Raw genomic sequence first — 23,087 nt, forward strand, 5'->3', positions numbered from 1 at the left:
GAGCCGCTGGCACCGCCGTCCATCGCGGTATCGCCGGCCCAGCTCATCACCGCCGACCGCATCGCCTACGACCCCGGTATGCCGAAACCGGTGGACGCGCTGGCCACCGTTTTCGGCCACACCCTCACCCATCGTTGCTCCGCCGGGGCCGGCCCCCGGCGCCACCCCCCCCCACCCCCCCCCCCCGCCCCGGGGCGGGGGCGCGCCCCCTCGACCCGCCCCGAGGCGGGGCGGGTTCTGTCACCCGGGCACTACTACTGGCGGGCACGCTCCGGTCGCCCGGCGACACGATGTTCAGGCCACTTCTGATCATGCCGATATCGGCTACCGCGGTCGAGGAGGCTGCTCGCACTGTGGCGGTGACCTGAACCAGATACTGCACAGGCCCTGCGCTTACCAGGATGTACCGCGTATACGCGACGAACTCGTTGCCCTCGACCCGATACCTCCCCAGTACCGCAACCGCCGGAAACCCAGCACAGGGGTAGGCATCGGCGTGGATTTCCTGCCACTCCGGCATGCGCCGTGAATCGGTGTAACCACAACGCAACAAGGCGGCGGAATCCACCGGCCGGTCCAGCCGGCCGGCCATTATGAGAACATTGTCCGACCAGTTCGTAGCACCCTCCGGAGCCGCCGCCCAGGCGCAGTACGCGCCGGGCAGAACCTCTCGAGGGATTTCCTGCCACTCCTGGGGTACGTCGAGCGATATTCGGGGCGCCGCAACGGTATCCGGATGAACGGGCGCGGAGCGCACGTCGTTTTCTACGAGATATTCGGAAACACTGGACGATCCCGCCGAACTCCTCGAAGGTGAATTCATGAGGCACCGCCATCGCCCTCCGAGGGCCCATCCGTTCCTTCACCTCGCTGCTCGACTTGAATGAACCATTGCGGAATCTCCGGAAAGGTCAAAACACACCTCTGATCCGGGTGTTTATGCAAGAAAACAATTATCGAGAACAATGAGTTCGGATCGCATCTATAGATATGCAGTGGGATGCCGAACACTCCGGGCTGATCGAACATCCGATGACTGGGAGGCGCTAACGAATCCGAAAGGTGAAGTTTCAAAATCGGCAGATTCTTCGCTTTTCCCGAAGAGAACTCCCCTGCATCAATCGTGACCACGTCCTCCCAGCGGACGAACTCGCTCTTCCCCTTTCCGAAAGGCATAGAAAGTCGACGAACAATCCCCAACGGATGAATCCCAACCCGGATCGACCACCTACTGAGCGCGCCGAAAAGCAGCACCGAGACACCCGTAACAACGGAAAAGATCAGGGCCACGGTCGCGCCCCCTGTATTAGATTTCGACATCGGGAGAAGGGAATTCCCACCTGCCCGCCAATCCAACCATCCACAGAATCCGTACACTGACATCCCGGCCAGAGCGGGAAGGAGGCGTGTCGACTCGATGCGGTCAACGTCCAACCTGATACCCCAACCGTACGTAGCATCGTTGTATGGCGTGATGCCCGCATTCCGGCGCGGAAAGTATCCGAAACCCAGAGAAGCGAAGAAGTACGCAAGCCCAAGGAAGGCCAGAACCCCACCGATTGCCCCCAGAGTCACCACCGGCCCGGCGCCCCACGGCGCCCCCAGTATTGGTGTTACGGCAAGCGCCGAAAAGATGATCGTAAAAGCAACCGGCACGATCACAGCAGACTTGGATCGGCCTTTCGGCCAACTCTCGATCCAGTCGACTTCGGGAAACACACCGTCTTTCATCACCATATCTTTTGAATCCCCTTGGAGGTCAGGTACGCCGCGCCAGCAGCTACGCCGGCGCCGATGACGAATCCTGCGGCAGTACCCACACCGGGCACCGGCACCGCCGTACCGATCGCTGCACCGATGGAGCCTCCGCTGACCCAAGCAGCGGCAACTCCCCCCGCGGCCATGCCCGCCACGGTACCGGCAGACTCACTGACAACGGCCTTCGTCGGGTCCATTCCCCCTTCGATGTCGTTGGTTATTGCGGGCACTGTACCTATCGCATTTCCGATTATCCCCAGCCGACTCAAACCGGTCGTATACTTACCGTCCGCGAAGGTCCCCCATTCTTTCACCCACTTCAGAACAGTGCCGTCGTTGGCACTTTTCGCTGCGCCTTCCAAGCCCATTTTCACCCCGTCGGTCATCATGCCGGAGATAGATGCGGCTGTCATTGCCGGCACGTCCGGTTTCCAGTGGGCCCACGGAGACTCGGCGATCCCGTCCGGCAGCGCTTTGGGATCGTCGGTTTTGATCTGCTTGACGGCGTTCACTACGGCGGTGAGAGTTTCATCGGAAGCCATGCGTTCGAGTTCGGCGTTTGCGTCGGCGAGCCGTGCGCCCCACTGGGCATCGGCCGTCATCAAAGCTTCCGCCAGCCCTGGTAGGCGGGCGAGTTGGATCCCGGCCTCGGAATTCCAGTCCTCGACTCCACTCACACTCCAGTCCTCGCCGACCACGACGGGAGCGTGCACGTAGTTGCGGAACAGCACCTTGATTTCGGTGAGCGTATGTTCCATGGCCTGGTAGGCGCCGGTCGCGGCTGCGGCGAGGTCGTCATAGGCGGTAGCGATGGCGCGCATCTGCGTCTGTTCGCGGTCGGCCTTGCCTTCCGCCGCGGTTTTCGCTTCGCCTTTCCACATGAGGCCGTTGTGGAGCGTGTCGTACATGGTGCCCGCCGCTTTGATGATCCCGTCTGCTATCCCCGTCGCGTTGGTCGCCACGGTGGGCAGGTTCGACACATCCCAGCTGAGCACTTCGGTTGGTGTTGCCATCGCGGACTAACTCACTGCGTGCGGATCGCCGGAATTGAGATCGACGGCGGTAGCGAGCCGTTGGGCAGCGTCGGTATCGGTACCGGTGAAGCTGTTCGCCGACATCGCCAGGAGACCGGATAGCTGATTGAATCGTGCGTTGAGCAGGTTTTTCGCCCGGGTGCTGGCCGGATTGGAACTCATCAACGCAGCACCGATGGCGGAGCCCTTCAAGGTATTCCCGGCTCGTTCAGCGTCGAGTTTCGGCACCGCGTCGATATCGCTGGGCAGCAACGCCAACGCCGCGGCCGCCTGCCGTAGGCTGTCCTCATCCACCTCGATAGACATGTATCCCCCTCGCCTTCACATGTCCGCAGCCATAATCCGATCCACCAATTCGTACCACGACCGGGCCGAAAGCTTCAGGCCGGATGCGCCGGAATACTCCATCGGGGGCTGAGCCCTACCGAATCCATCGGGCACCGAAATTCGGGAGTGGCCGGATACATCGGCCGACTTCGCATCCGATGTATCCGGCCACGTATCACAGACGCCCCGCGCGGGACGTTCCGTGACTCACCTTCGCGAAACGTCCCCACTGCAACACCGAAAGTTGTGGGAGGGTCCGGCACCGTCCAGGTGCCCCCGCCGGATGCTGCGCCGGGCATAGGCCAAGACTAACCCGAGGAGTGAAAGAGGGTGGGCGATTGCCCTTCTGCGCCACCGATAGCGACCGGCGGCGGACAGTATCCGCCGGTGCCGCTGCCGTGGGAACAGCGGGGGCCGGGCGGATATCGTTCAGAACGGGGCGATCATTTGTGTGAGTGCACGTTTCAGTTCGTCATGCGATACCGGGTCGATATGGAAGTCCTGGTAGCGGTGCCGGTAGACGTAGCGGCCGTCGTCGGCGATATCGAACCAGCTGAGGTAGCGCGGTTCCGGCGGCTCGGGATCGCGGAGCCGGTGGCGTACCTGCAGGAAGCCCGAGCCCGCTCGGGGTGCTTTCAACATCCGGCGCATATGGTCCGCGGGTTGCGGTTTACCGCCGTTCCAGATCTCGTAGGTGTCGCGTAGCCGATCGATACTCTCCACCAGCGGCGGGCGGGTGCCCTTGGGTAGTTCGCCGAGGATCTGCAGGAAGATTCGGGGGACGATCGTGGTGGTCCCGATCTGCACCACGAACTTTCCGTCGAAATCTGTTGCGGTGCCCGGGAACTGCACCACTGTAACTCCGGCGGTTCCCGCGAAGGCACCGTAGGCGCGGATCCGGCGGCGCCGGCTGCCCGACAGCGTGAGCGTGGCTTCGGGATCCGCCGCCGCCCGCAACGCGGATGTGAGATCAGGGTCGGCGCCGCGCGGATATTCGGTTTCGATCCGGGCCGCCAGCCGCTGGTATTCGTCCTCCCATCGCACCGACGAACGCAATTCCAGCGGATACGGGTAGCGGTCCTTACCCGTCTCCTTCCAGACGTGCATGAACTCGTCCGGCGTGAACTCCCATTTCACCGACGTTCTCCACGGTCATCGGCCGGCTGCGCGGCGGGGGCGTCGCCGCCCAGCACACCGTCCAGCAGTTGGGGCCGGGCACCGAACAACTCTTCCTCGCGGTCATGGATGAGGTAGTCGGGCACCTTGTGCTCCTCGTCGTCCTCGCCGCGTCTGGCGCCGGCACCGCCGCCCATCATCCCGGGCATACCCGACATGCCGCGACTGGCGCCCGCAGCAGCAGCCGCGGCCGCGGGCCCGCCGGCCGGGCCGTTCGGCGTACCGCCGGGAGTTCCCGGGACGGTTTTACCCGGTGCCTGATTCTGCGGCGGCGCACCGCCGGGCATCCCGGGCGAACCGGGAGTCCCGGCAGGTGCGCCGGGCGAACCGGGGGTGGTGGTCGAGGAGGTGGTCCGCTGTGGATCACCGGTCGGGTTGCCCGGAGTCGTGCCCTGCGGTTGCGTGGTCGAATTCTCGGTGCTGCTCGCCGTCGTCGCCTGCGGTTCTTCCGTCGAACCCGGGGTTTCCTGCGGCTGCTCGCCGGTGTCGTTCTGACCCGGACTCTCACCATTCGGCGCCTGCGAACCGGGTCCGGAGGTGGTGCCACCGGGGCCGCTGGAGGTCGTCCCGTTCGGTCCCACCGGACCTGGCTGGTCGCCCGGCATCTGCACGGGGACGAATGTCGGCACGCCCTCGCCTGCGGGCTGGTAGGTGGGCTTGTAAGCCATATTCATCACTTCGACGGCGGCCAGCCGCTGATCTTCCTTGTACGCGTCGAATGCGGCTTGGGCCGCCGGATCCGCCGCACCGACCACAGTCTGCGCAATCTGACCGGGGTCGTTTACGGACGTGGTTACGGCGGTACCGCCGGGCGCCACCCCCTGAACGGGCGGTGGTGGTACCGACTTCTTCACCACCTCTGCTCCGTACGCGGCCGAGTGGATCCGCATACCGACGGCGTTGATTACCTCTTGCACATCGGTCGCCTGGTCGAAGAAGGCCCGCGAGGCCTGGTTCGCCGCATCGGCGAATTCGCCTGCCATACCGTCGGAAAGCTCACGCTGGATCGACAGCAAGGAGCCGAACAGTGCACCGCCCAGCGAATTGGCGATGGATTTGTAGGCATCTGCGACACCGTGCATGACACCGGGCGTCATCTCGCTGACCTTGGCATAGATCTCTTCGTGTTCGAGCCCCTCGAAAAGCTCCATCTGAGTGATATAGGCCGGGTCCTGCCCATCGTGGGACAGCTGCGAACTGAAGTGTTGCGCGCCGGAAAGGCTTGTCTGGCTCGCGAGTCGCGCCTCCACAGATCCGGGGTCGATACCCAGTCCCGGTCCGGCCGCCCCGATCCCACCGGGATTGTCTTCATCGCTCATTGATCAGTTCTCCGCCCCGATTTCCGGCTCCAGGGCCGTCGCGATCTCCAGAACGCCATCGCATAGTTGCAGTCCGGCCTCGGAACCTTCGAATGTTCGAGTTGAACTGAACATGACGAAGCCGACCTTGGTCCGCACATGAATGCTGCAGACTCGCTTCAGCTGCGGGTCTTGTACCAGCAGCGCTTCCCGGCCGTTTACCGTCAGCGGTTCGCTGTATGCACCGTTTTTCTGCTTGTCCTCTTCCCAGGTCACATTGCCAGAATTGATCTGAAGATCGCGGAGTTCACCATCGAAGTCGCATGTCAGAAAGGTGTACTCCGCCACGATATCCGTACCTCGGCGGCGCGTGGCCGGGTCGAGACCCGCTGCAACGACGGCCTCATCGCTGACCCACGTACACGGATCAAACACCACATCGGGTCGCCCCTGCGTCGTGTATTCGTTCTCCAATGGGGGCGGCTGCAATCGTGACTCCGTCAACGTCGGCCGCGCCGAACTCGTTTGCGAAACCGCCGGCGATTCGGATATCGCCGAGGCTGTCTGGGTCGACTCCTCGGGGGCGGAGCACGCGGACAAACCGGCGAGAGCACCCATTGCCGCAAAGACGGCCAATAGTTTTCGAGTGCTCATTCCACGACCTCTCCCGCAACACTCAGCGCCTGGCTATTCATTGCATCTGCCTCCTCGAACGCGCCGCCGGCATGCAGATAGGCCGCCGCCATTCGCAGCGCGGCCTCCTTCATGCCCAGAAGCGCCTCGGTTACCGCCATCCCCTTAGCTGCGAACCCTGCCTGCAATTCCTGCGCCGACACGAACCCTCCGAAACCGGACAGTTGGTGCAAGCGTTCGGACTCCGCAAGCTGCGCATCCAGGCACGTCTCAACCAACCGCGTGTAGACAGCCGCGCAGCGCTCCGCAGCTCCTCGTTCCATCCGGAAAGTCCCCGACACAGCCTGCTGGTACAGCGCGTTCGCCGTCCCCTGCCCCACGTCCATAGCGCTCGGCCCACCCTTCGTAAAACTTCACTCACCCTAATGGACGCACCCCAGCCCGACTCGGTTCCCCGGTTTGCCCCGCTGGACTCGATCGCCCCGCGGCACGCCGGATCCAGCCGACACTCCACGCCGCAGCGTGGAGTCGGAGATCTCGAGGTCCGAAGTCGACATCCGCGGGCGTCCGGCAGCATGGCAACGGCGCCCGTTCTGTCGTGCGCGCCGTACCCGGAGGTTCCGATGTGCGACCACCCACCGGCGACCGTTCGCGGCCCTGGCCCCCCGACCTCCCATTCCGCAAGAACCCCGTGCACCCCGACCCCAAGCGCGGCATAGTGAGTTACATCACCACATCAACCCGGCGCGTATCACTGCGTCCGAGTCGAACGAGGAGCTCCTCATGACCTACGCCAAGCCCGGTGCCGACGGCAGCATCGTCAGCTATGCGAATCGATACGACAATTTCATCGGTGGTGAATGGACCGCGCCTGTCGAAGGGAAATATTTCGACAATCCGTCGCCGGTCGACGGTGAAACCTTTTGTGAGGTAGCGCGTTCCACCGCGCCCGATGTCGAGTTGGCGCTGGATGCCGCGCATGCCGCCGCCGACGGCTGGGGTGCGACGTCCACGACCGAGCGCGCGAATATCCTGAACAAGATCGCCGACCGGATCGAGGAGAATATCGAGGCCTTGGCCGTCGCGGAGACCTGGGAGAACGGGAAACCGGTCCGGGAGACCAAGGCGGCCGATCTGCCACTGGCGGTCGATCATTTCCGGTATTTCGCCGGGGCGATCCGGGCCCAGGAGGGCGGGATCAGCGAGATCGATGCCGATACGGTGGCGTATCACTTCCATGAGCCGCTCGGTGTGGTCGGGCAGATCATTCCGTGGAATTTCCCGATTCTGATGGCCACCTGGAAGCTGGCGCCCGCGTTGGCGGCGGGAAATGCGGTGGTGCTGAAGCCGGCGGAGCAGACGCCGGCGTCGATTCTGAAGGTGGTCGAATTGATCGCCGATCTGCTGCCACCGGGTGTGCTGAACGTGGTGAACGGGTTCGGGGTGGAGACCGGAAAACCACTGGCGTCGAGCCCGCGGGTGGCGAAGGTGGCGTTCACCGGGGAGACCACCACCGGGCGGTTGATCATGCAGTACGCCAGCGAGAACATCATCCCGGTGACGCTGGAGCTCGGTGGTAAGAGCCCGAATATCTTCCTGCCCGATGTGATGGCCGCCGATGACGATTTCCTGGACAAGGCAGTCGAAGGTTTCGTGATGTTCGCGCTGAATCAAGGTGAGGTGTGCACCTGCCCGTCGCGTGCGCTCATCCATTCGTCGATCTACGACGAGTTCATGGCCCGGTGTGTGGAACGAACGAAGGCCATCGTGAGCGGCGACCCGCTCGACGACGCCACCATGATCGGCGCGCAGGCCAGTAACGACCAGTTCGAGAAGATCATGTCCTATATCGATATCGGCCGGAAGGAAGGCGCCGAGGTGTTGGCCGGCGGTAACGCGCGCACGGTCGACGGCTACCCGAACGGTTTCTACGTGGAGCCGACCATTTTCAAGGGCAGCAACGATATGCGGATCTTCCAGGAGGAGATCTTCGGCCCCGTCGTTTCGGTCACCACCTTCGATTCCACCGAGGAAGCCCTGAAACTGGCCAACGACACCCTGTACGGACTGGGTGCCGGGGTGTGGACCCGCGACACCAACACCGCTTACCGCCTCGGCCGCGGTATCAAGGCGGGCCGGGTGTGGACGAACTGCTACCACGCCTATCCGGCGCATGCGGCGTTCGGCGGGTACAAGAAGTCCGGGATCGGCCGGGAGAACCATGCCCAGATGCTGGATCACTACCAGCAGACCAAGAACCTGCTGGTCAGCTACTCGGCGCAGAAGCTCGGATTCTTCTGATGCCGGAGCCGAACCGAGTGGAGCTCACCGCGGCCGCGGCTCGCCTGCTGCACGATTTGATCGAGCGGCACGGCCCGGTGATGTTCCATCAATCCGGCGGCTGCTGCGACGGCAGTGCGCCCATGTGTTACCCGCGCGGCGAGTTCCGGGTCGGCGGGCAGGATGTGCTGCTCGGGGAGGTCGACGCCGATACACCGTTCTGGATGAGCGCCGACCAGTACGAATACTGGAAACACACCCATCTGACGGTGGACGTGGTGCCCGGGCGCGGCAGCGGGTTCTCGCTGGAGGCGCCGGAGGGTGTGCGGTTCCTGATCCGTTCCCGGCTGCTCACCGACGACGAATTCCTGCAACTGGAAGCCGCGCCACCACCGAGGACGGGCCCCGAGTAGAAAGACAGGGTACATGCGCATGGCATGCGCATGTACCCTGTGGGTATGAGCGTTGCCATCCAGATCAAAGACGTTCCGGAAGAAGTACGTGATGCGATCGCGCGGCGAGCCGCGTCGCGAGGCCAATCGACTCAAGCCTATTTGCGGGCGCTGCTGGAGCGGGAGTTCCGCGCCGAACGCAACAGGCACCTGATCGAAAGCCTCGTAGGTCGCCGTACCTTGGCCATGGACGCCGAAGAAGTGGTCGCAGAAATTCGGGCCGGGCGCGAGGCCGACGAGTGATCGTCGTCGATGCGAACGTCATGATCATGGCGCTGGCCGGCCCTACAGATCGAGGAGATGCCGCACGGTCGGCGCTGTTCGCGGACGACGATTGGGCAGCACCGGCCCATATGCCCTTGGAAGTCCTGCGGACACTGCACAAAGCCGTGCTGACCAACCAACTTCCCGACGAAGACGCCCACGCTGCTTTCCGGGCGATTACTGCCATGCAGATCACCTACATCGACACGGACCCACTGCTCTTGCAGACCGTGTGGAAACTACGGCACAACGTTTCCGTCTACGACGCGGCGTATCTGGCAGTGGCCGCGTTGCACGATGCGCCTCTGATAACTTTCGACGCTCGGCTGGCAAAAGCGGCAATCCAGAGCATGCCCGACCTCCAGGTGACGGTCCTGCAATAGCGACGGCGCAGGACCACCTACCGGCGAATTCAGGAATGCTCGCGCAGGTACTCCAGGTAGAACCCGCGCAACGCTTCGGCGAGATCGCCGTCACCGGCATGGACGTAATCGTCGAGCATGGGGACCACCCATTTGATATCGGCCTCGCTCTCCCCGACCCGCCCCGCCGTGGCCTCCGCCGCGGGTATCCGAGTGAGCAGCTGCCAGAGGAAACGGATATCGCCGTGCCGCACCGCGAGCTTGACCGCCCGGTCGTGCAGTTCCTTCGACGACAGGCCTTCCAACTCCTCGTTCGTGCCCATACGCCGACTCTAATCCCGCCCGCCGCGTCGGGTCGCGTTTCCGGCCGGGAGCTTCGTCCCGCGTGGCGCTCCCGGAGCGGCCCGCGCGCGTGATGCGATGGCGTCATGACCGACGAGACCTACCCCGTCCCCAGCGGCTTCCAGGTCAAACGGGCCTACGAGGCCCCGGAACCGGATGACGGTTACCGGGTGCTGGTCGATCGGCTGTGGCCGCGCGGGGTGACCAAATCCGCGGCCCGAATCGACGAATGGGCCAAGGACCTCACGCCTTCGACCGAGTTGCGCCGCTGGTTCCACGAAGATCCGGGCAGCCGCCGCGACGATTTCGCGGACCGGTATCGCGAAGAACTCGCGGGACGGGCGGCCCGGGAGGTGCTCGTCCGGTTACGCGGCCTGGCGCGGACCAACCCGCCGGTCACCCTCGTCACCGCGGTCAAAGATCCGGGTAGCAGCCATATTCCCGTACTGATGCAGGCCCTGGGCGAATAGCCTGACGTATCGGCCGGGGCGAATGTGGGGCGAACCCGGGCATCGGGCGCCCGCCGGCGGCCCTCCTCCGACGATATCCGAACGAACTCGCGAATAGCCTACCTGACCTGCCCGAATGATCCGGTTCGGGGCCCCGTTCACACCGAATTCATCAAACCCTCCCGCATTTCTGCGAGCGCACAGGGGCTGGTACGGGGTAGCTTCGTCAGTGGCGGGTCACGCGTTGTGGCTCGCTCGGGAGGTCCTGACCGTGACTGAGCAACTCAGTACGAGGGGGCCGGCACCCGGCCCTCGTGGCCGCTGACGCACCCCGTCAGCAGCCATCCGGACCGACCGGCCCAGCGAGACTGTCTGTGTGGGTGCCGCGCAGACCTAGGAGCCTACCGTGACTGATAATCGCTCCGTATCCGCCCCCTCGGCGAATTCTCGCTTCATTGAGAAAGGTTTGAAGACCTTCGTCATCGACACCTCGGTGCTGCTGTCCGACCCCTGGGCGGTGACCCGGTTCGGTGAACATCAGGTGGTGTTACCGCTGGTCGTGATCAGTGAACTCGAAGGTAAACGGCACCACCACGAACTGGGCTGGTTCGCCCGGGAAGCCCTGCGCATGCTCGACGATCTGCGGGTGACCCACGACCGGCTGGACGAGCCGTTGCCGATCGGCACCGAAGGCGGCACATTGCAGGTGGAACTGAACCACACCGATCCCACGGTGCTACCGGTCGGTTTCCGCACCGAGAGCAATGATTCCCGCATCCTGGCCTGCGCGTTGAACCTCGCCGCGGACGGCCGCCAGGTGGTGCTGGTGTCCAAGGACATCCCGATGCGGGTGAAGGCCAGCGCGGTAGGTCTGCGTGCGGAGGGATATCACGCCCAGGACGTGGTGACCTCCGGTTGGACGGGCATGGCCGAAATCGACACCGCCTCCGAAATCGTCGACCAGCTCTACAGCGAATCGGTCGTCGATCTCGACGAGGCACGGGAACTGCCCTGCCACACCGGGATCCGGCTGCTGGGCAACAACTCCAGCGCACTCGGCCGGGTCACCGCGGACAAACGCGTACAGCTGGTCCGGGAACGGGAGGCGTTCGGGCTGCACGGCCGGTCCGCGGAACAGCGCGTCGCGCTGGATCTGCTGCTGGACGAAAGTGTCGGCATCGTCTCGCTGGGTGGCCGGGCCGGTACCGGTAAATCGGCGCTGGCGCTCACCGCGGGGCTGGAAGCGGTGCTGGAGCGGCGCACTCAGCGCAAGGTCGTGGTGTTCCGGCCGTTGTACGCGGTAGGCGGACAGGAACTCGGCTACCTGCCCGGTAGCGAGAACGAGAAGATGGGCCCGTGGGCGCAGGCCGTTTTCGATACGCTCGACGGGCTGGCCAGCCGCGAGGTGATGGAAGAGGTCCTCAGCCGGGATATGCTCGAAGTCCTTCCCCTGACCCATATTCGCGGTAGGTCACTGCACGATTCGTTCGTGATCGTCGACGAAGCCCAATCGCTGGAGCGTAATGTGCTGCTCACCGTGCTGAGCCGGTTGGGCAGCGGGTCCCGCGTGGTACTCACCCATGATGTGGCGCAGCGCGACAATCTGCGGGTGGGCCGGCACGACGGGGTCGCGGCGGTGATCGAAAAGCTCAAGGGGCACCCCTTGTTCGCCCATGTCACCCTGACCCGTAGCGAGCGGTCGCCGATTGCCGCACTGGTCACCGAGATGCTGGAGGAGTACGCGCCGAGCGCCTGACCCGCGCATAGCCGGGCGGCGCCGTACCCGGGACCGCACAGGTCCGCGGCGTACGGCGCCGGCCGTCCGTCGAACCAACCGGCGAGGGGGGGGGGGGGGGGGGGGCGGGGCCCCGCCCCCGCGCGGTTGAGAGCGGGGGGGGGGGGTTTTTTGGCCCCGCCCCGGGGGGGGGCCCACACATCCGGGGGGGGGGGGCCCCCGCCGGCGCCGCCACCGCATGCCGGCGCGAGCAACGCGCCGGCGAGCAGTGGCGCCGCGAGCAGCGCACGGGACAGTCTGGCCATGATCGACAACCCTAAACCCCGGTCTACCCGGGATCGGACACCCCTGGTCGGATGTCCACGGCCGTGCCTGTGTGCTCCGCAGCCGGATGAACAGGCCTTTCCGTGCCGCGCCGGCGAATTCGGCTCAGCCCGAGCCGAATAGCAGCCGACCGGCGTCACCGCCCGTGGCGGACTGCCACCCGCTGCACCGCCGGATCGGTTCGTCCGGGACTCGATCGGGCCGGCACCGTGGACAGCCACGGGGCAAGCACGGGAGAGTTGCCCGCCGACGCGCCGCCGCCGGTCCCGGCCGCGAACCCGAGAGATTGCTGCGCAACTGGGAGCCGTCGCAGTTCTCGGTGCCGGTACAGGTGTCGGTACCTCCTGGACTCGATCGGTCCAGGGCTGCTTCGAGCGGCGGTCGAGGCACGAGATCCAAAGCGGTACGTGGTGCCGGTCCAACGCAGCTCGGCGTGCACTCCGACCCCCGGTGGGTGCGAGTAGCCGAAGGAGCGACTTCGCGGGAACCGGTATGGGCGCTGCAAGGAGCGGGCACCGGCCGCGTTCCGGGCTCCATGGAGGTACTCCCGCCGGCTCGGGGCCGGGAGCGGGGGAGGTTCCGCGGTATCGATCCGGTCGTTAGGGTTGGCGAGGCATGGCGGAGGCCGGGTACCGGGCCGTACGCGGCGCCATTGCATCAGGATCGATCGGTACGGGGAAGTTCTATGAGGATTTCGGCCGGTGCGCCCGGATGGTATGACGCGTGTACGCGGGACGAGCGCGCCGATACGGTCGCCCTGGCCGTGTCGCGGCGGAAATGGTCGCTGGTGTGGTCGGGTATCGCGGCCGTGGGGGTGGTGCTCGCCGTCTGCGGGCTGGTGAGCGGTGTCCTGCCCGTGGCATGGCCGGTGACCGCCGTGCCCCGCGCGGCGCTCGGGGTCGCGCTGGCGGCCTTACTGATCGATCTGGCCGTGCTCGTACCGAACTGTGTGGCCTGGTTGCGGGTGGAACAGGTGTTTTCCGGCCGGGCGCCGGACGAGGTGGTGCGGCCGTTCCGGTGGATGCGCTGGGTGCCGACTTCTCTGGTGTCACTGTTCGGCACCGTCGCCATGCTCGTGGCGGGTGTCCATCCGCTCGCCGTCATCGGCGAGCACGGAATCGGCGGGCCGGCATTCCTCGACTGGCTGACCGCGGTGGTGGCGGTGCTGTGTGTGCTGTGCGGTTTGTCGACCATGTGGTTGAAGGTGATCCTGCGGCCGGTCCGTACCGGCCCGTGAACCTCCGGCCGCGTTCAGTTGAGTGGGCTGCGGCGTTCCAGTAGCACCGCGTCGCGCCAGCGTCCTTCGAACCGGCCGATCCGCTCCCGGATGCCGACGGTGCGGAAACCGGCCGCGTGATGGACCGAGATACCGGTCCGGTCCTCGGGGTACAGGGTGGTCTGCAGCGTGCGCAGCCCGGCATCTTCGGCGGCCATCACCTGCCGGCGCAGCAGTGCGGTCCCGATACCGCGGCCCTCCAGATCGTCGGCGACCATTACGCAGCTATCGGCGATATCGCGGTAGAACTCGTGCCCGGAGACCGGGGTGAGGGCGGCCCATCCGGCGATCCGGCCGCCGGTTTCGGCGATCCAGCGGTGGCCGGGTAGCCACTGCCGGTCCAAGGCCTCCCGCTCGGGTGCTTCGGCGGCGAAGACCGCGGGGTAGGTGGTGCCGCGGCTGGCGTAGATGGCCCGGACCGCGGGCCAGTCGTCGCCGTGCATCGCGCGCACCGTGACGTCCGGGGGTGGATCGTCGGGGCATAGCGGCTGCGGGGTCAGGATGCCCATGACCGCGTCGGCGGTATGGGGGAGTTCCGTGCAGCGGTCGGGGTTGATCGTGACGAGTGTGGCGGTGCCCTCTTTGTGTACCGTGACGAATCCGGCGTCGGTGAGTTTGCGGACGTGATGGGAGACGGTCGGCTGACCGATTCCGAGTGCTTCGGCGATTTCGCCGATATGGATTCCGGCGGGGCTTGTGGCGACCTGGTGCAACAACCGGACCCGGGTCGGGTCGGCCAGGCAGGAAAACCAGCCGGCGTAGAGGGTCGCGTCGGCGACCGGGAGCGCATCGTCGCGCACCTGGTCCCGCACGATCGGCGGTTCCAAGGAGGTCATGCGGCCCACTATATCCACGGAAATATCCGTTTCGAGAATTTTGCCGTTTCGAATGTTTATCGAGTGTCCTCGATATTTCGCGGAGGGAATTATCCGGAATGATTTCGGGTCCTCGTGGTGACTATTCCGTATCCTCGGCCGGGAATTATCTCGGCCGATTGCACACCGCGCGACCGGTAGCTGTCCCGGACAATCGCATTCGGGTATCGGGCCGAGCAGCGGACACGGGAACTCACCGCATCCGGGCTGTACCGGTGCGTTGGGTCGCCGCGCCGTATACCGTCCGGGACGGACGTTGCCGGAACGTGCTGAATGACCTTACTGTGTAAGGATGAGCAGCGTCGCTTATTCCGGCACCGCCGGAGCAGGATTTCGGCGGCTGACGTCCGCCTTCACCCGGGTCTACGGTGGCCGGAAGGGTGTCGGTGCGGCGCTGGCGGTCTATCGGCACGGAGAGCCGATTCTGGATATCTGGACGGGGGAGTCCGCGCCCGAGCGGCCGTGGACCCGCGATACGGGCGCCATGGTCTTCTCGGCGACCAAGGCGATCGCCTCCACCGTCGTGCACCGCCTCGCCGACCGCGGGCTGATCGACTACGACGCCCCCGTGGCCGAGTACTGGCCCGAGTTCGGTTGCAACAAGAAGGACTGCATCACCGTCCGGCAGGTCCTGACCCATTCGGCGGGGTTGTCGGGGGTGGGCACACTGGCCGCGCACGGGTCCGAACTGCTCGACCATGAGCTCATGGCGCAACGGCTGGCCGCCGCCACGCCCGACCGCCTGCTCGGTGTACCCGCCTACCACGCGATGACCTACGGCTGGCTGCTCGCCGGCCTGGCGCGGGCGGTGACCGGGTCGAGTATGAAACAGCTGTTCCAGCAGGAGGTCGCGCAGCCGCTGGGGATCGACGGTATCCACCTGGGGCGCCCGCCGGCGGGATCGGTGACCATGGCCGCGGAAAGTTTCGGCACCGGCTTCGCCTTCGCCGGTACCCCGTACGGCTCGCGGCTGGTCTCCCTGTTGCAGAACATTCCGGGCGTGCTCGGCGTGAGCAGCCGGTCGCTGTTCATCCCGGGCGCGGAGGCCATTCTCGCCGGCCCGAACCCGCCGGTACTGGACAGCGAGATGCCCGCCGCCAATGGGGTGTGCACGGCCAACGGGCTGGCCGCCATGTACGAGCCGCTGGCCTGCGACGGTATGGCCGGTGGGCAGCGGTACCTGTCCGGAGCCACCATGCAGGCGATCCGCCGGATCGAACGGTACCGCCCGGATACCGGACTGTTCCTGTACATGGGGCCGCTGTGGCATCTGGGCTATCACGCGATGCCGACGGTCGGCGCGCCACGCGGTTTCGGCCATATCGGACTCGGCGGCTCGTTCGGCTGGGCCGATCCCGACAGCGGCCTCTCGGTGGGCTTCGCCCACAACCGGCTGTCGCTGGACATGCTGGCCGTGGACCAGCCGGCTTTCGCGTGGCTGCTACCGCTGGTGGTCGGCGGTGCCCGGTCGGCCCGCCGGATCGCCCGCCGCGCACCCCGGGAAGCCGCCGCCTGACCCGCGGGCCGGGCAGGTCAGGTCAGGTAACGGTAGGCCGGTGAGCCCGGTTCCAGCCGTTCGCACTGGATCGGCGATCGGGCGATCCGGTCCAGCAGCGGCTGCAGCCCGCTGCGTTCGCCGAGCTCCACACCCACCAGCGCCGCCCCGGTCTCCCGGTTGTTGCGTTTGACGTACTCGAACAGGGTGATGTCGTCGTCGGGGCCGAGTACCTCGTCCAGGAAGCGGCGCAGCGCACCGGGTTCCTGCGGGAAATCCACCAGGAAGTAGTGCTTGAGACCCTGGTGCACCAGGGACCGTTCGATCACCTCGCCGTAGCGGGAGACGTCGTTGTTGCCGCCGGAGACCAGGCAGACAACCGTCGAACCGGGTTCCGGGGCGGCCTCGAGCAGTGCGGTCACCGCGAGCGCGCCCGCCGGTTCGGCAATGATCCCCTCGTTCTGGTAGAGGTCCAGCATGGCCGTGCAGATGGCGCCCTCGTCGACCCGCAGCAGGCCGAACGATCCTGCGCCGGGCGGGTATTCGGTGCCGGTGAGCAGGGGCAGCGAGGCGTGGGAGACCACCCGTCCGCCGAAATCGGACACAGCGTCGAAAGGCACTTTGCCGATGCGGCGCACCGCGGCACCGTCGACGAACGGATCGACCTCGGGCAGGGTGACCGGGGTTCCTGCGATCAATGCCGCGGTCATGGATGCGGCCCCGGCCGGCTCGACCCCGAGGATGCCGGTCTGCGGCGAACGTTCCCGCAGGTAGGTACCGACTCCGGCGAGGCATCCGCCGCCGCCGACGGGGACGATCACCAGATCGGGGGGTGTTTCGAGCTGATCCAGGATTTCCGCGGCGATGGTGCCCTGGCCCGCCGCGGTGCGGGTGTCGTCGAACGGGGGCACCATGGTGGCGCCGCTGCGCCGGACATCGGCGGCGGCGGCCGCGGCGGCGGCGTCGAAAGTTTCCCCGACCGCGATGAGTTCGACGAACTCACCACCGTGCACCCGGATACGGTCGCGTTTCTGCTTGGGGGTGGTGGTCGGCACGTAGATCCGGCCGGTGATTCCCATGGCCCGGCAGGCGAATGCCACGCCCTGGGCGTGATTACCGGCGCTGGCGGTGACCACACCGGCGGCCCGTTCGGGTGCGCTGAGCTGGACGACCAGGTTGTAGGCGCCGCGGAGCTTATAGGACCGCACAACGGTCAGATCCTCGCGCTTCAGATACACCTGCGCGCCGGTGAGCTGCGACAACCGCGGGCACAGCTGCAGCGGGGTGGGCTCGATAATGTCCGCAATACGCTTGGCCGCAGCATCGATCTCGTCCGCGGTGAGCGCGGGACGGGCTTCGGGCAGATGGGTCAGCACATCGGACACCCGCCCCATGGTGCCACCCGCCGCCCTCGCGGACTGCGGCGGGTGGTCTGTACTGGGGTTTTCGTTCATTTCACGGCGGCGTCGCCGCGCGTCAGCGTGGTGTCAGCACGAAGACGGGGATCTGGCGTTCGGTCTTGGTCTGGTAATCGGCGTAGGGCGGGTAGGCGGCAACGGCACGCTCCCACCAGACGGCCTTTTCCTCGCCGTGTACCTCGCGTGCGGTGTAGTCCTTGGTCACCGTGCCGTCCTGCAGTTCCACATGGGGTTCGGCGACGATGTTGTAGTACCAGACGGGATGTTTGGGCGCGCCGCCCAGCGAGGCGACAACGGCGTATTCACCCTCGTGCTCGACCCGCATGAGCGCGGTCTTACGGAGCTTTCCGGTCTTGTTGCCGACGGTGGTCAGCACGATAACGGGCATACCGTTCAAGGTCGTACCCTCGGTGCCGCCCGAGTTCTCGATCTTCTCGGCCTGTTCGCGGGCCCAATCGGACGTGGACGGTGCGTATTCTCCGGTCAATGGCATACCACGGGCAACGTCGGAGGTTCCGGCGATTGTTCCCGGCCCGTTCGTGGTGGTCGTACCGCGGGATATGTGTGCGGAAAGACAAAAGTTCGATGGACCGAACACTGGGTGCACGGGTAGCCTTACTGCATGGCCGTATCGCAGACTCTCGACACCCGCGCTCCCGCCCGCGCCGGGGCGGAGGTCGATATCGCCGGGACACGCTGGCCGGTGTACAAGCTGGAGGCGCTCGGGGCGGGCCTGCTGTCACTGCTGGCCGCGGCCCTCGTTCTCGGATCGCTACAGGCCGGCGTATTGCTCGGTGCCGCTGTCGGTGCCCTGCTGTGGACGTTGGGATGGTGGCGGACAGCGCGGTAGTACCCGGGTGCGGCTCCACCGCCGGGATCGTTAGGTCGCTCCGGCTCCGCAAAGGTCGTCCACGTACTACTCTGGGCCGAACTGAACCTATGTCCAACTTGGTCCGGCCGGCCCGTGCGCCGGCCCCGACGTACACGCGAGCCGAGATATGAGCGATCGAGTACATGCCTTCACCGACGATGTGCTGGGCGACCACGATGCGGTAGCGCTGGCGGAGCTGGCCGGCTCCGCGGCGGTGCGTCCCGATGAACTCGCGGCGGCGGCGCTGGCGCGCGCGGCGGCGGTGAATCCGCGGCTGAACGCCATCGCGCATCACTGCCCGGCCCCACGGCACGCGGCGGACGATTCCGGTATCTGGTACGGCGTCCCGGCCTTCGTGAAGGACAACGCCGACGTGGCGGGGCTGCCCAGCTGTCACGGTAGCGCCGCCATCACCCCGCATCCGGCGGGGAAGGACGACCGTTTCACCGCCCAGCTGCTCAGCACCGGGATCACGGTTCTCGGCAAAACCACCATGCCGGAGTTCGGTTTCACCTCCACCACGGAATTCGAGAGCAGCGATCCCACCCGCAATCCGTGGGATACCGGCTACACGGTCGGCGGGTCGTCGGGCGGTTCGGCGGCGATGGTCGCGGCGGGTGTGGTGCCGGTCGCGCACGGTAACGACGGCGGCGGTTCCCTGCGTATCCCGGCGGCCTGCGCCGGTCTGGTGTCCTTGAAACCCAGCCGGTTCCGGCATCTGGACAATGCGCAGGCCCGGCAGTTGCCGATCAAACTGGTCTCCGAAGGTGTCCTCACGCGCTCGGTGCGCGACCAGGCCGCCTATCACGCCGCCGCCGAAAAATATTGGCGCAACCCGAAGCTTCCGCCCATCGGGACCGTCGAGGGCCCGTCGGCGCGCAGGTTGCGGATCGGGTTGCTCACCACCGCCTGCAACGGTCGTGAACCCGATGCCGAGACAGCCGCGGCCGTCCACAGCACCGCCGAGATCCTCGAAGCGGCAGGGCATTCCCTCGAGCCGATGGCCTCCCCGGTCGCGCCGAGCCTGGTGGAGGATTTCCTGCGCTACTGGGGTTTCCTGGCGCAGATGTCGGGAGTAACCGGCAAATTGAGCCACGGCCGCAGCTTCGACGCCGCCCGCCTGGACGCTTTCACCAGGGGCCTCGCCGCCTCCTTCCGCCGGCGACTCCTGGCGACCCCCGGCTCCCTGTACCGGCTGAACAAGGCCCGCGCCGACTACGACGAGGTCCTCACCCGCTACGACGTGATCCTCTCGCCGGTACTCACCCACACCACACCCGAACTCGGGTATCTCCGCCCGGGCGTACCGTTCGACGAACTACTCGACCGGGTCACGAATTTCGTGGGCTATACGCCGATCAACAATGTCACCGGGTCGCCGTCGATCGCGGTCCCGGCCGGGCTCACCGGCACCGGCCTGCCGGTCGGGGTGATGCTCAGCGGCGCCTACGGCGATGAACGGACGCTGCTGGAACTGGCCTTCCTGCTGGAGGCGCAGCGCCCGTTCCCGCGGATCACCGAATCCTGACGGCTCTCCGCAGCGCTCAGCGGACCAGGAGCGCAACGGGGAGGCGGGCGAACAGTTTCTCGGTCCGGGCGCGGTTCTGGAAGGTGTGCCCGGTGAGCCGGTCGGTCCAGGACCCGGACGGCAGCTCGATATAGGTATCGGCCCAGCCGGTTTCGCCGATCGCCACGCTGTGCCGGGTCACCGCCACGAGGATCTCCGGATCCGCCCCGACCCGCCCGCGGGCGTAGGCGACCAGTTTGTCGGCGTGCTCACCGTGCCCGAAGACAGGCGTATAGCTGCCGCCGACGAAACACTCCGGCCGTTCCCGGCGCAACCACAGCGCATACGCCACCACCCACATTTTCGCGGCGCCGGTGATATCCAGGGCCGGGGTGGTGGTGAGGGTGTGCAGCATCGCGATCCGGGAGCCGAAATCCACCGGGCGCCGGTTGTCCGGATCGACCAGGGAGTCCTCCCAGATCTCGCAACCCTGGTAGATATCCGGGATCCCGGGTCCGCACAGTTGCAGCAGTTTCTGCGCCAGCGAATCCGACCAGGCGTGCGGTGCCAGATCGTGGGCGAGATCGGTGAGCTGACGGCCCACCGGTCCGTCGATCACCTGGTCCAGCCAGGTGTGCACCGCGTTCTCGAACTCCACGTCGGGTTCCTCCCACGCGGTGTGCAGCCCGGATTCGCGCATCGCCTTCTCGGCGAAGCGGTGCACGCGTTCGCGCAGCCCGGGCACCGAGGAGGCGGGGCGGCCGTCGGCCGGCCACATCCCGAACATATTCTGCAGCAGGAACAGTGCGGTCGCACCGTCGGGCGCCGGCAGTTTCTCCAGCCACAAGGTGACCGCCCGCGCCCACATCCGCGGGACCTGGGACAGGATCCCGATCCGTGCCCGCACATCCTCGCCGCGTTTGGTGTCGTGCGTCGACAGGGTGGTCATCGAGGCGGGCCAGCGCAGCGCCCGCGACGCGTTGGCGAGATGGAATTCGTTGACCGTGCGACCGAAACGGGCCGGATTTCCGCCGAGTTCCTGTAGCGAAACCAGTCGCACCGCCCGGTAGAACAGGATGTCCTCCACGGCCTTCGCGCCGATCGCCGTACTCACCTGATGGAACCGGCTCCACGCGGAGGCCCCGCGGGTCAGCGCCGTCACCAGCACCGACAGCGGGACTCGCAGTTCGGCATTGCGTTTCTCCACCTCGGCCAGCACGGCACTGATCATGCCCGCGAGCGGGGTGTAGTCGGCCCGGGCCACCGGCAGGAACGACAGCACCTCGATGGTGGCGTTGGTGAGCGCCATGGTGTCGAAATCCTCGGCGCCCGCATCCTGTTTGATCGCGGCGACCAGCCGGCGGATCTCCGGCAGCAGAATACTTTCCGCCACCGCGCGTTTGATGCGATGTTCTTTCTCGCCCACCCATACGCGGTCGCTGCCGTGGCCGGTGATATGCCGGGACAGTTCGGTGAGGACCGGCTCGCCGGCGGGTTCGAGCAGCACACCGCCGAAATCGGCGAGGGCGTCGTAACCGGTCGTGCCGTCGATCGGGAGAGTGGCGTCGAGGGGTTCGCGGTTGGCGAGGGTCTTCTCCACCAGCAGTAACCGGTTCGGGCCGATCAACCGGCGCAGGCGCTGTAGGTAGTCCGTCGGGTCGGCCAGTCCGTCGGGATGGTCCACCCGCACACCGTCGATGAGGTCGTGTTCGCACCAGGCCGCCAGTTCCCGATGGGTGGCCTCGAAAACGTGCGGATCCTCCTGGCGCAGCGCGGCCAGCCCGTCGATCGACAGGTAGCGGCGGTAACCGCAGATCCCGGATTTCCGGCTCACCAGCCGGTAGTGCTGTTTGTCGTGGATCCGCAGCGCATTGTCGCCGTCGGTGCCCGGGGCGATCGGGAAACGCAGATCGTAGAGCGCCAGCAGCGGTTCGGGACCGGACCGGTCGACGGTCAGCGCGGCCGGATCGTTCTCACTGCGCAGTACCGGTAGCGCCAGACGCCCTCCGACGCCGTTACCCGGACTCCAGTCGATATCGAAGAAGGGGGCGAACTGGGATTTGCGGCCGTACTGCAGCACATGCCACCACCAGGGGTTCTGCTGCGGATCCGCGACCCCCACATGATTGGGGACCAGATCCATGATCAGCCCCATACCGCGGTTGCGGGCCTCGTCGGCCAAGGTCTTCAGGCCGACCGGGCCGCCGAGCGCGGGGGAGACGACAGTGGGATCGGTGACGTCGTAACCGTGCGTGGAACCGCGCGCGGCGGTCATCACCGGGGACAGGTAGATATGGGAGACCCCGAGTTGCTGGAGGTACTCCGCGATCGCCGCGGCCTGCGCGAAGGTGAGGCCGTCCGGTCGCAGCTGCAGCCGGTAGGTGCTGCGGACCGGAGTGAGTCGCGGATTGGGGCGAAAACGCGGCGGGTCTGCGGGCATACGGTTCTCGGTCGGGTCCTGGGGTGGCACGGCGGACAGATGGGGGCTGCGCGATTATCGGCGGGAACGAGTCACCGCGGGTGATAGGCGTGGCCCCGGGGCCGGGTGGGATCCGGCGATCGCGGTGGTGGTGCCGCACCCTCGGGCAGCGGCTCGGACGCGTGCATGGCCCAAACCCTAGCGCCATTCCGGCAGAGTTCGGCCGGGGGCCGTTGGTCAGATGTTCAGTTAGGTGCGTATGGCGGGCCCAGGCGGCGGGCGTATCCGGTTCGCCGGGCAATTGCGGCGAGGCTTCCGAGGGTGGCACGTTGCAGCCAGGACGGTATTCCGGCGAGGTAGCCGTCCTGTAGTTCCCAGAGCAGGGCGAGCGCCAAGGGATTGCGCGGTACGCCGGCGCCGGTGGTGGCGCCGGCCTCGTCCAGGGCGCTCCACAGCGTGAACATCTGCCAATGCCGTAGTGGTGGCCGGATCTCGTGGTCGAGCACGGTATCGCGCGCCTCGTTGTGGAATTCGTGCACGACGCGGGCCGGGGCCGTGACGGTATCGCCCGGCCGGGCGAGGATTTCGCGGCCGTCGATCCGGAATCGCACGGCGCCCCGGCGCACCGTCCACTCCTCGGTGAGTACCGGATGCCAGTGCGGCCCGGCCTGGCGGCCAGGTGCGGGAAGGTCGTGCCGCAGGCGCAGATATGGGCCGCGGTCGTCGGTGCCCTGGCCGACCAGGGTGATGCGGTGACCGTTGCGGAAGGTGAGTACCCGGGGCGACATATCC

General features: G+C 66.4%; 23 protein-coding genes and 2 pseudogenes. 11 read left to right on the forward strand and 14 right to left on the reverse strand.

The features are described 5' to 3' along the window. Positions 1 to 309: pseudogene (locus QH196_RS09375) on the forward strand (hypothetical protein); the annotation flags it as partial. 40 nt (positions 310 to 349) lie between these two features. On the opposite strand, the pseudogene QH196_RS32505 reads toward QH196_RS09375, so the two are convergent. From QH196_RS32505 to QH196_RS09410, 8 genes and pseudogenes are all read right to left on the reverse strand, one after another. Next, positions 350 to 823 (reverse strand): annotated as a pseudogene (locus tag QH196_RS32505) (LpqN/LpqT family lipoprotein); the annotation flags it as partial. Then, the gene (locus QH196_RS09380; RefSeq protein WP_280415371.1) at positions 820 to 1,737 is read right to left on the reverse strand and encodes a hypothetical protein; all 918 of its coding nucleotides are present in this window, start codon (positions 1,735 to 1,737) and stop codon (positions 820 to 822) included. The gene QH196_RS09380 and the pseudogene QH196_RS32505, both read right to left, overlap by 4 nt. Then, positions 1,731 to 2,771 carry a hypothetical protein gene (locus QH196_RS09385; RefSeq protein ID WP_280415372.1) on the reverse strand — a complete coding sequence of 347 codons (1,041 nt, stop codon included), beginning with the start codon at positions 2,769 to 2,771 and terminating at the stop codon, positions 1,731 to 1,733. Before QH196_RS09385 ends, QH196_RS09380 begins: the two co-directional genes overlap by 7 nt. Positions 2,772 to 2,777: 6 nt before the next feature. Continuing rightward, complete coding sequence (locus tag QH196_RS09390) at positions 2,778 to 3,098, reverse strand: hypothetical protein (protein WP_280415373.1); 321 nt, start codon at positions 3,096 to 3,098, stop codon at positions 2,778 to 2,780. Positions 3,099 to 3,548: 450 nt separating this feature from the next. Further along, a complete protein-coding gene (locus tag QH196_RS09395) occupies positions 3,549 to 4,256 on the reverse strand; it encodes an ESX secretion-associated protein EspG (RefSeq protein WP_280415374.1) in 708 nt (235 codons plus the stop codon). Beyond that, positions 4,253 to 5,614 carry a hypothetical protein gene (locus tag QH196_RS09400; RefSeq protein WP_280415375.1) on the reverse strand — a complete coding sequence of 454 codons (1,362 nt, stop codon included), beginning with the start codon at positions 5,612 to 5,614 and terminating at the stop codon, positions 4,253 to 4,255. Before QH196_RS09400 ends, QH196_RS09395 begins: the two co-directional genes overlap by 4 nt. A 3-nt stretch (positions 5,615 to 5,617) precedes the next feature. Next, positions 5,618 to 6,247 (reverse strand): DUF3558 domain-containing protein, encoded by a 630-nt coding sequence (locus tag QH196_RS09405; protein ID WP_280415376.1) that lies wholly within the window; start codon positions 6,245 to 6,247, stop codon positions 5,618 to 5,620. After that, the gene (locus tag QH196_RS09410; protein WP_280415377.1) at positions 6,244 to 6,612 is read right to left on the reverse strand and encodes a hypothetical protein; all 369 of its coding nucleotides are present in this window, start codon (positions 6,610 to 6,612) and stop codon (positions 6,244 to 6,246) included. Before QH196_RS09410 ends, QH196_RS09405 begins: the two co-directional genes overlap by 4 nt. 397 nt (positions 6,613 to 7,009) lie before the next feature. On the opposite strand from QH196_RS09410, the gene adh reads away from it, so the two are divergent. Genes adh through QH196_RS09430 form a run of 4 tightly spaced genes read left to right on the forward strand, consistent with a single transcriptional unit; the run spans position 7,010 to position 9,605 of the window. Beyond that, positions 7,010 to 8,527 carry an aldehyde dehydrogenase gene (gene adh, locus QH196_RS09415; protein WP_280415378.1) on the forward strand — a complete coding sequence of 506 codons (1,518 nt, stop codon included), beginning with the start codon at positions 7,010 to 7,012 and terminating at the stop codon, positions 8,525 to 8,527. Next, on the forward strand, positions 8,527 to 8,919 hold the full coding sequence (locus QH196_RS09420) for a DUF779 domain-containing protein (RefSeq protein ID WP_280415379.1): 393 nt from the start codon (positions 8,527 to 8,529) through the stop codon (positions 8,917 to 8,919). Before adh ends, QH196_RS09420 begins: the two co-directional genes overlap by 1 nt. A 45-nt stretch (positions 8,920 to 8,964) precedes the next feature. Then, complete coding sequence (locus QH196_RS09425) at positions 8,965 to 9,201, forward strand: FitA-like ribbon-helix-helix domain-containing protein (protein ID WP_280415380.1); 237 nt, start codon at positions 8,965 to 8,967, stop codon at positions 9,199 to 9,201. Beyond that, a complete protein-coding gene (locus QH196_RS09430; RefSeq protein WP_280415381.1) occupies positions 9,198 to 9,605 on the forward strand; it encodes a type II toxin-antitoxin system VapC family toxin in 408 nt (135 codons plus the stop codon). Before QH196_RS09425 ends, QH196_RS09430 begins: the two co-directional genes overlap by 4 nt. Before the next feature lie 29 nt (positions 9,606 to 9,634). On the opposite strand, the gene QH196_RS09435 is transcribed toward QH196_RS09430, so the two are convergent. Further along, positions 9,635 to 9,907, reverse strand: a complete 273-nt coding sequence (locus tag QH196_RS09435; protein ID WP_280415382.1) for a hypothetical protein — start codon at positions 9,905 to 9,907, stop codon at positions 9,635 to 9,637. A gap of 105 nt (positions 9,908 to 10,012) precedes the next feature. On the opposite strand from QH196_RS09435, the gene QH196_RS09440 reads away from it, so the two are divergent. The 3 genes from QH196_RS09440 to QH196_RS09450 all read left to right on the forward strand — a co-directional run bounded on the left by QH196_RS09440 (position 10,013) and on the right by QH196_RS09450 (position 13,671). Beyond that, positions 10,013 to 10,396, forward strand: a complete 384-nt coding sequence (locus QH196_RS09440) for a DUF488 domain-containing protein (protein ID WP_280415383.1) — start codon at positions 10,013 to 10,015, stop codon at positions 10,394 to 10,396. Between the two features lie 385 nt (positions 10,397 to 10,781). Further along, on the forward strand, positions 10,782 to 12,131 hold the full coding sequence (locus tag QH196_RS09445) for a PhoH family protein (RefSeq protein WP_280415384.1): 1,350 nt from the start codon (positions 10,782 to 10,784) through the stop codon (positions 12,129 to 12,131). Positions 12,132 to 13,119: 988 nt separating this feature from the next. Next, positions 13,120 to 13,671 (forward strand): hypothetical protein, encoded by a 552-nt coding sequence (locus tag QH196_RS09450; RefSeq protein ID WP_280415385.1) that lies wholly within the window; start codon positions 13,120 to 13,122, stop codon positions 13,669 to 13,671. A 14-nt stretch (positions 13,672 to 13,685) separates the two neighbouring features. Here the strand turns inward: QH196_RS09450 and QH196_RS09455 are convergent, their stop codons facing one another. After that, positions 13,686 to 14,546: a helix-turn-helix domain-containing GNAT family N-acetyltransferase gene (locus QH196_RS09455; RefSeq protein WP_280415386.1), complete on the reverse strand. Its 861-nt coding sequence runs from the start codon at positions 14,544 to 14,546 to the stop codon at positions 13,686 to 13,688. Between the two features lie 331 nt (positions 14,547 to 14,877). On the opposite strand from QH196_RS09455, the gene QH196_RS09460 reads away from it, so the two are divergent. Then, complete coding sequence (locus tag QH196_RS09460; protein ID WP_280415387.1) at positions 14,878 to 16,101, forward strand: serine hydrolase domain-containing protein; 1,224 nt, start codon at positions 14,878 to 14,880, stop codon at positions 16,099 to 16,101. 17 nt (positions 16,102 to 16,118) lie between these two features. Here the strand turns inward: QH196_RS09460 and ilvA are convergent, their stop codons facing one another. Both ilvA and QH196_RS09470 read right to left on the reverse strand, forming a co-directional pair. Next, positions 16,119 to 17,474 carry a threonine ammonia-lyase IlvA gene (ilvA, locus tag QH196_RS09465; protein WP_432278093.1) on the reverse strand — a complete coding sequence of 452 codons (1,356 nt, stop codon included), beginning with the start codon at positions 17,472 to 17,474 and terminating at the stop codon, positions 16,119 to 16,121. Between the two features lie 82 nt (positions 17,475 to 17,556). Beyond that, the gene (locus QH196_RS09470) at positions 17,557 to 17,991 is read right to left on the reverse strand and encodes a nitroreductase family deazaflavin-dependent oxidoreductase (protein WP_280415389.1); all 435 of its coding nucleotides are present in this window, start codon (positions 17,989 to 17,991) and stop codon (positions 17,557 to 17,559) included. Positions 17,992 to 18,120: 129 nt separating this feature from the next. On the opposite strand from QH196_RS09470, the gene QH196_RS09475 reads away from it, so the two are divergent. Next, positions 18,121 to 18,348 carry a hypothetical protein gene (locus tag QH196_RS09475; protein ID WP_280415390.1) on the forward strand — a complete coding sequence of 76 codons (228 nt, stop codon included), beginning with the start codon at positions 18,121 to 18,123 and terminating at the stop codon, positions 18,346 to 18,348. Between the two features lie 148 nt (positions 18,349 to 18,496). Next, positions 18,497 to 19,897, forward strand: coding sequence for an amidase (locus QH196_RS09480; RefSeq protein ID WP_280415391.1), 1,401 nt, complete (start codon positions 18,497 to 18,499; stop codon positions 19,895 to 19,897). A gap of 16 nt (positions 19,898 to 19,913) precedes the next feature. On the opposite strand, the gene treY is transcribed toward QH196_RS09480, so the two are convergent. Together treY and QH196_RS09490 are read right to left on the reverse strand one after the other, a co-directional pair. Beyond that, complete coding sequence (gene treY, locus QH196_RS09485) at positions 19,914 to 22,316, reverse strand: malto-oligosyltrehalose synthase (protein WP_280415392.1); 2,403 nt, start codon at positions 22,314 to 22,316, stop codon at positions 19,914 to 19,916. 224 nt (positions 22,317 to 22,540) lie between these two features. Beyond that, complete coding sequence (locus QH196_RS09490) at positions 22,541 to 23,083, reverse strand: cupin domain-containing protein (protein WP_280415393.1); 543 nt, start codon at positions 23,081 to 23,083, stop codon at positions 22,541 to 22,543. Between the last annotated feature and the right edge of the window lie 4 nt (positions 23,084 to 23,087).

It is taken from the genome of Nocardia carnea, from assembly GCF_029868325.1.
GTDB classification, from domain to species: Bacteria; Actinomycetota; Actinomycetes; order Mycobacteriales; family Mycobacteriaceae; genus Nocardia; species Nocardia carnea_C.

Excerpts from the sequence above, each read along its gene's own strand:
- QH196_RS09380 (WP_280415371.1), bottom strand. The coding sequence starts at position 1,737 with ATGGTGATGAAAGACGGTGTGTTTCCCGAAGTCGACTGGATCGAGAGT.
- QH196_RS09385 (WP_280415372.1), bottom strand. The coding sequence starts at position 2,771 with ATGGCAACACCAACCGAAGTGCTCAGCTGGGATGTGTCGAACCTGCCC.
- QH196_RS09390 (WP_280415373.1), bottom strand. The coding sequence starts at position 3,098 with ATGTCTATCGAGGTGGATGAGGACAGCCTACGGCAGGCGGCCGCGGCG.
- QH196_RS09400 (WP_280415375.1), bottom strand. The coding sequence starts at position 5,614 with ATGAGCGATGAAGACAATCCCGGTGGGATCGGGGCGGCCGGACCGGGA.
- QH196_RS09405 (WP_280415376.1), bottom strand. The coding sequence starts at position 6,247 with ATGAGCACTCGAAAACTATTGGCCGTCTTTGCGGCAATGGGTGCTCTC.
- QH196_RS09410 (WP_280415377.1), bottom strand. The coding sequence starts at position 6,612 with ATGGACGTGGGGCAGGGGACGGCGAACGCGCTGTACCAGCAGGCTGTG.
- adh (WP_280415378.1), top strand. The coding sequence starts at position 7,010 with ATGACCTACGCCAAGCCCGGTGCCGACGGCAGCATCGTCAGCTATGCG.
- QH196_RS09420 (WP_280415379.1), top strand. The coding sequence starts at position 8,527 with ATGCCGGAGCCGAACCGAGTGGAGCTCACCGCGGCCGCGGCTCGCCTG.
- QH196_RS09425 (WP_280415380.1), top strand. The coding sequence starts at position 8,965 with ATGAGCGTTGCCATCCAGATCAAAGACGTTCCGGAAGAAGTACGTGAT.
- QH196_RS09435 (WP_280415382.1), bottom strand. The coding sequence starts at position 9,907 with ATGGGCACGAACGAGGAGTTGGAAGGCCTGTCGTCGAAGGAACTGCAC.
- QH196_RS09440 (WP_280415383.1), top strand. The coding sequence starts at position 10,013 with ATGACCGACGAGACCTACCCCGTCCCCAGCGGCTTCCAGGTCAAACGG.
- QH196_RS09450 (WP_280415385.1), top strand. The coding sequence starts at position 13,120 with ATGAGGATTTCGGCCGGTGCGCCCGGATGGTATGACGCGTGTACGCGG.
- QH196_RS09455 (WP_280415386.1), bottom strand. The coding sequence starts at position 14,546 with ATGACCTCCTTGGAACCGCCGATCGTGCGGGACCAGGTGCGCGACGAT.
- QH196_RS09460 (WP_280415387.1), top strand. The coding sequence starts at position 14,878 with ATGAGCAGCGTCGCTTATTCCGGCACCGCCGGAGCAGGATTTCGGCGG.
- ilvA (WP_432278093.1), bottom strand. The coding sequence starts at position 17,474 with ATGGGGCGGGTGTCCGATGTGCTGACCCATCTGCCCGAAGCCCGTCCC.
- QH196_RS09470 (WP_280415389.1), bottom strand. The coding sequence starts at position 17,991 with ATGCCATTGACCGGAGAATACGCACCGTCCACGTCCGATTGGGCCCGC.
- QH196_RS09475 (WP_280415390.1), top strand. The coding sequence starts at position 18,121 with ATGGCCGTATCGCAGACTCTCGACACCCGCGCTCCCGCCCGCGCCGGG.
- QH196_RS09480 (WP_280415391.1), top strand. The coding sequence starts at position 18,497 with ATGAGCGATCGAGTACATGCCTTCACCGACGATGTGCTGGGCGACCAC.
- treY (WP_280415392.1), bottom strand. The coding sequence starts at position 22,316 with ATGCCCGCAGACCCGCCGCGTTTTCGCCCCAATCCGCGACTCACTCCG.
- QH196_RS09490 (WP_280415393.1), bottom strand. The coding sequence starts at position 23,083 with ATGTCGCCCCGGGTACTCACCTTCCGCAACGGTCACCGCATCACCCTG.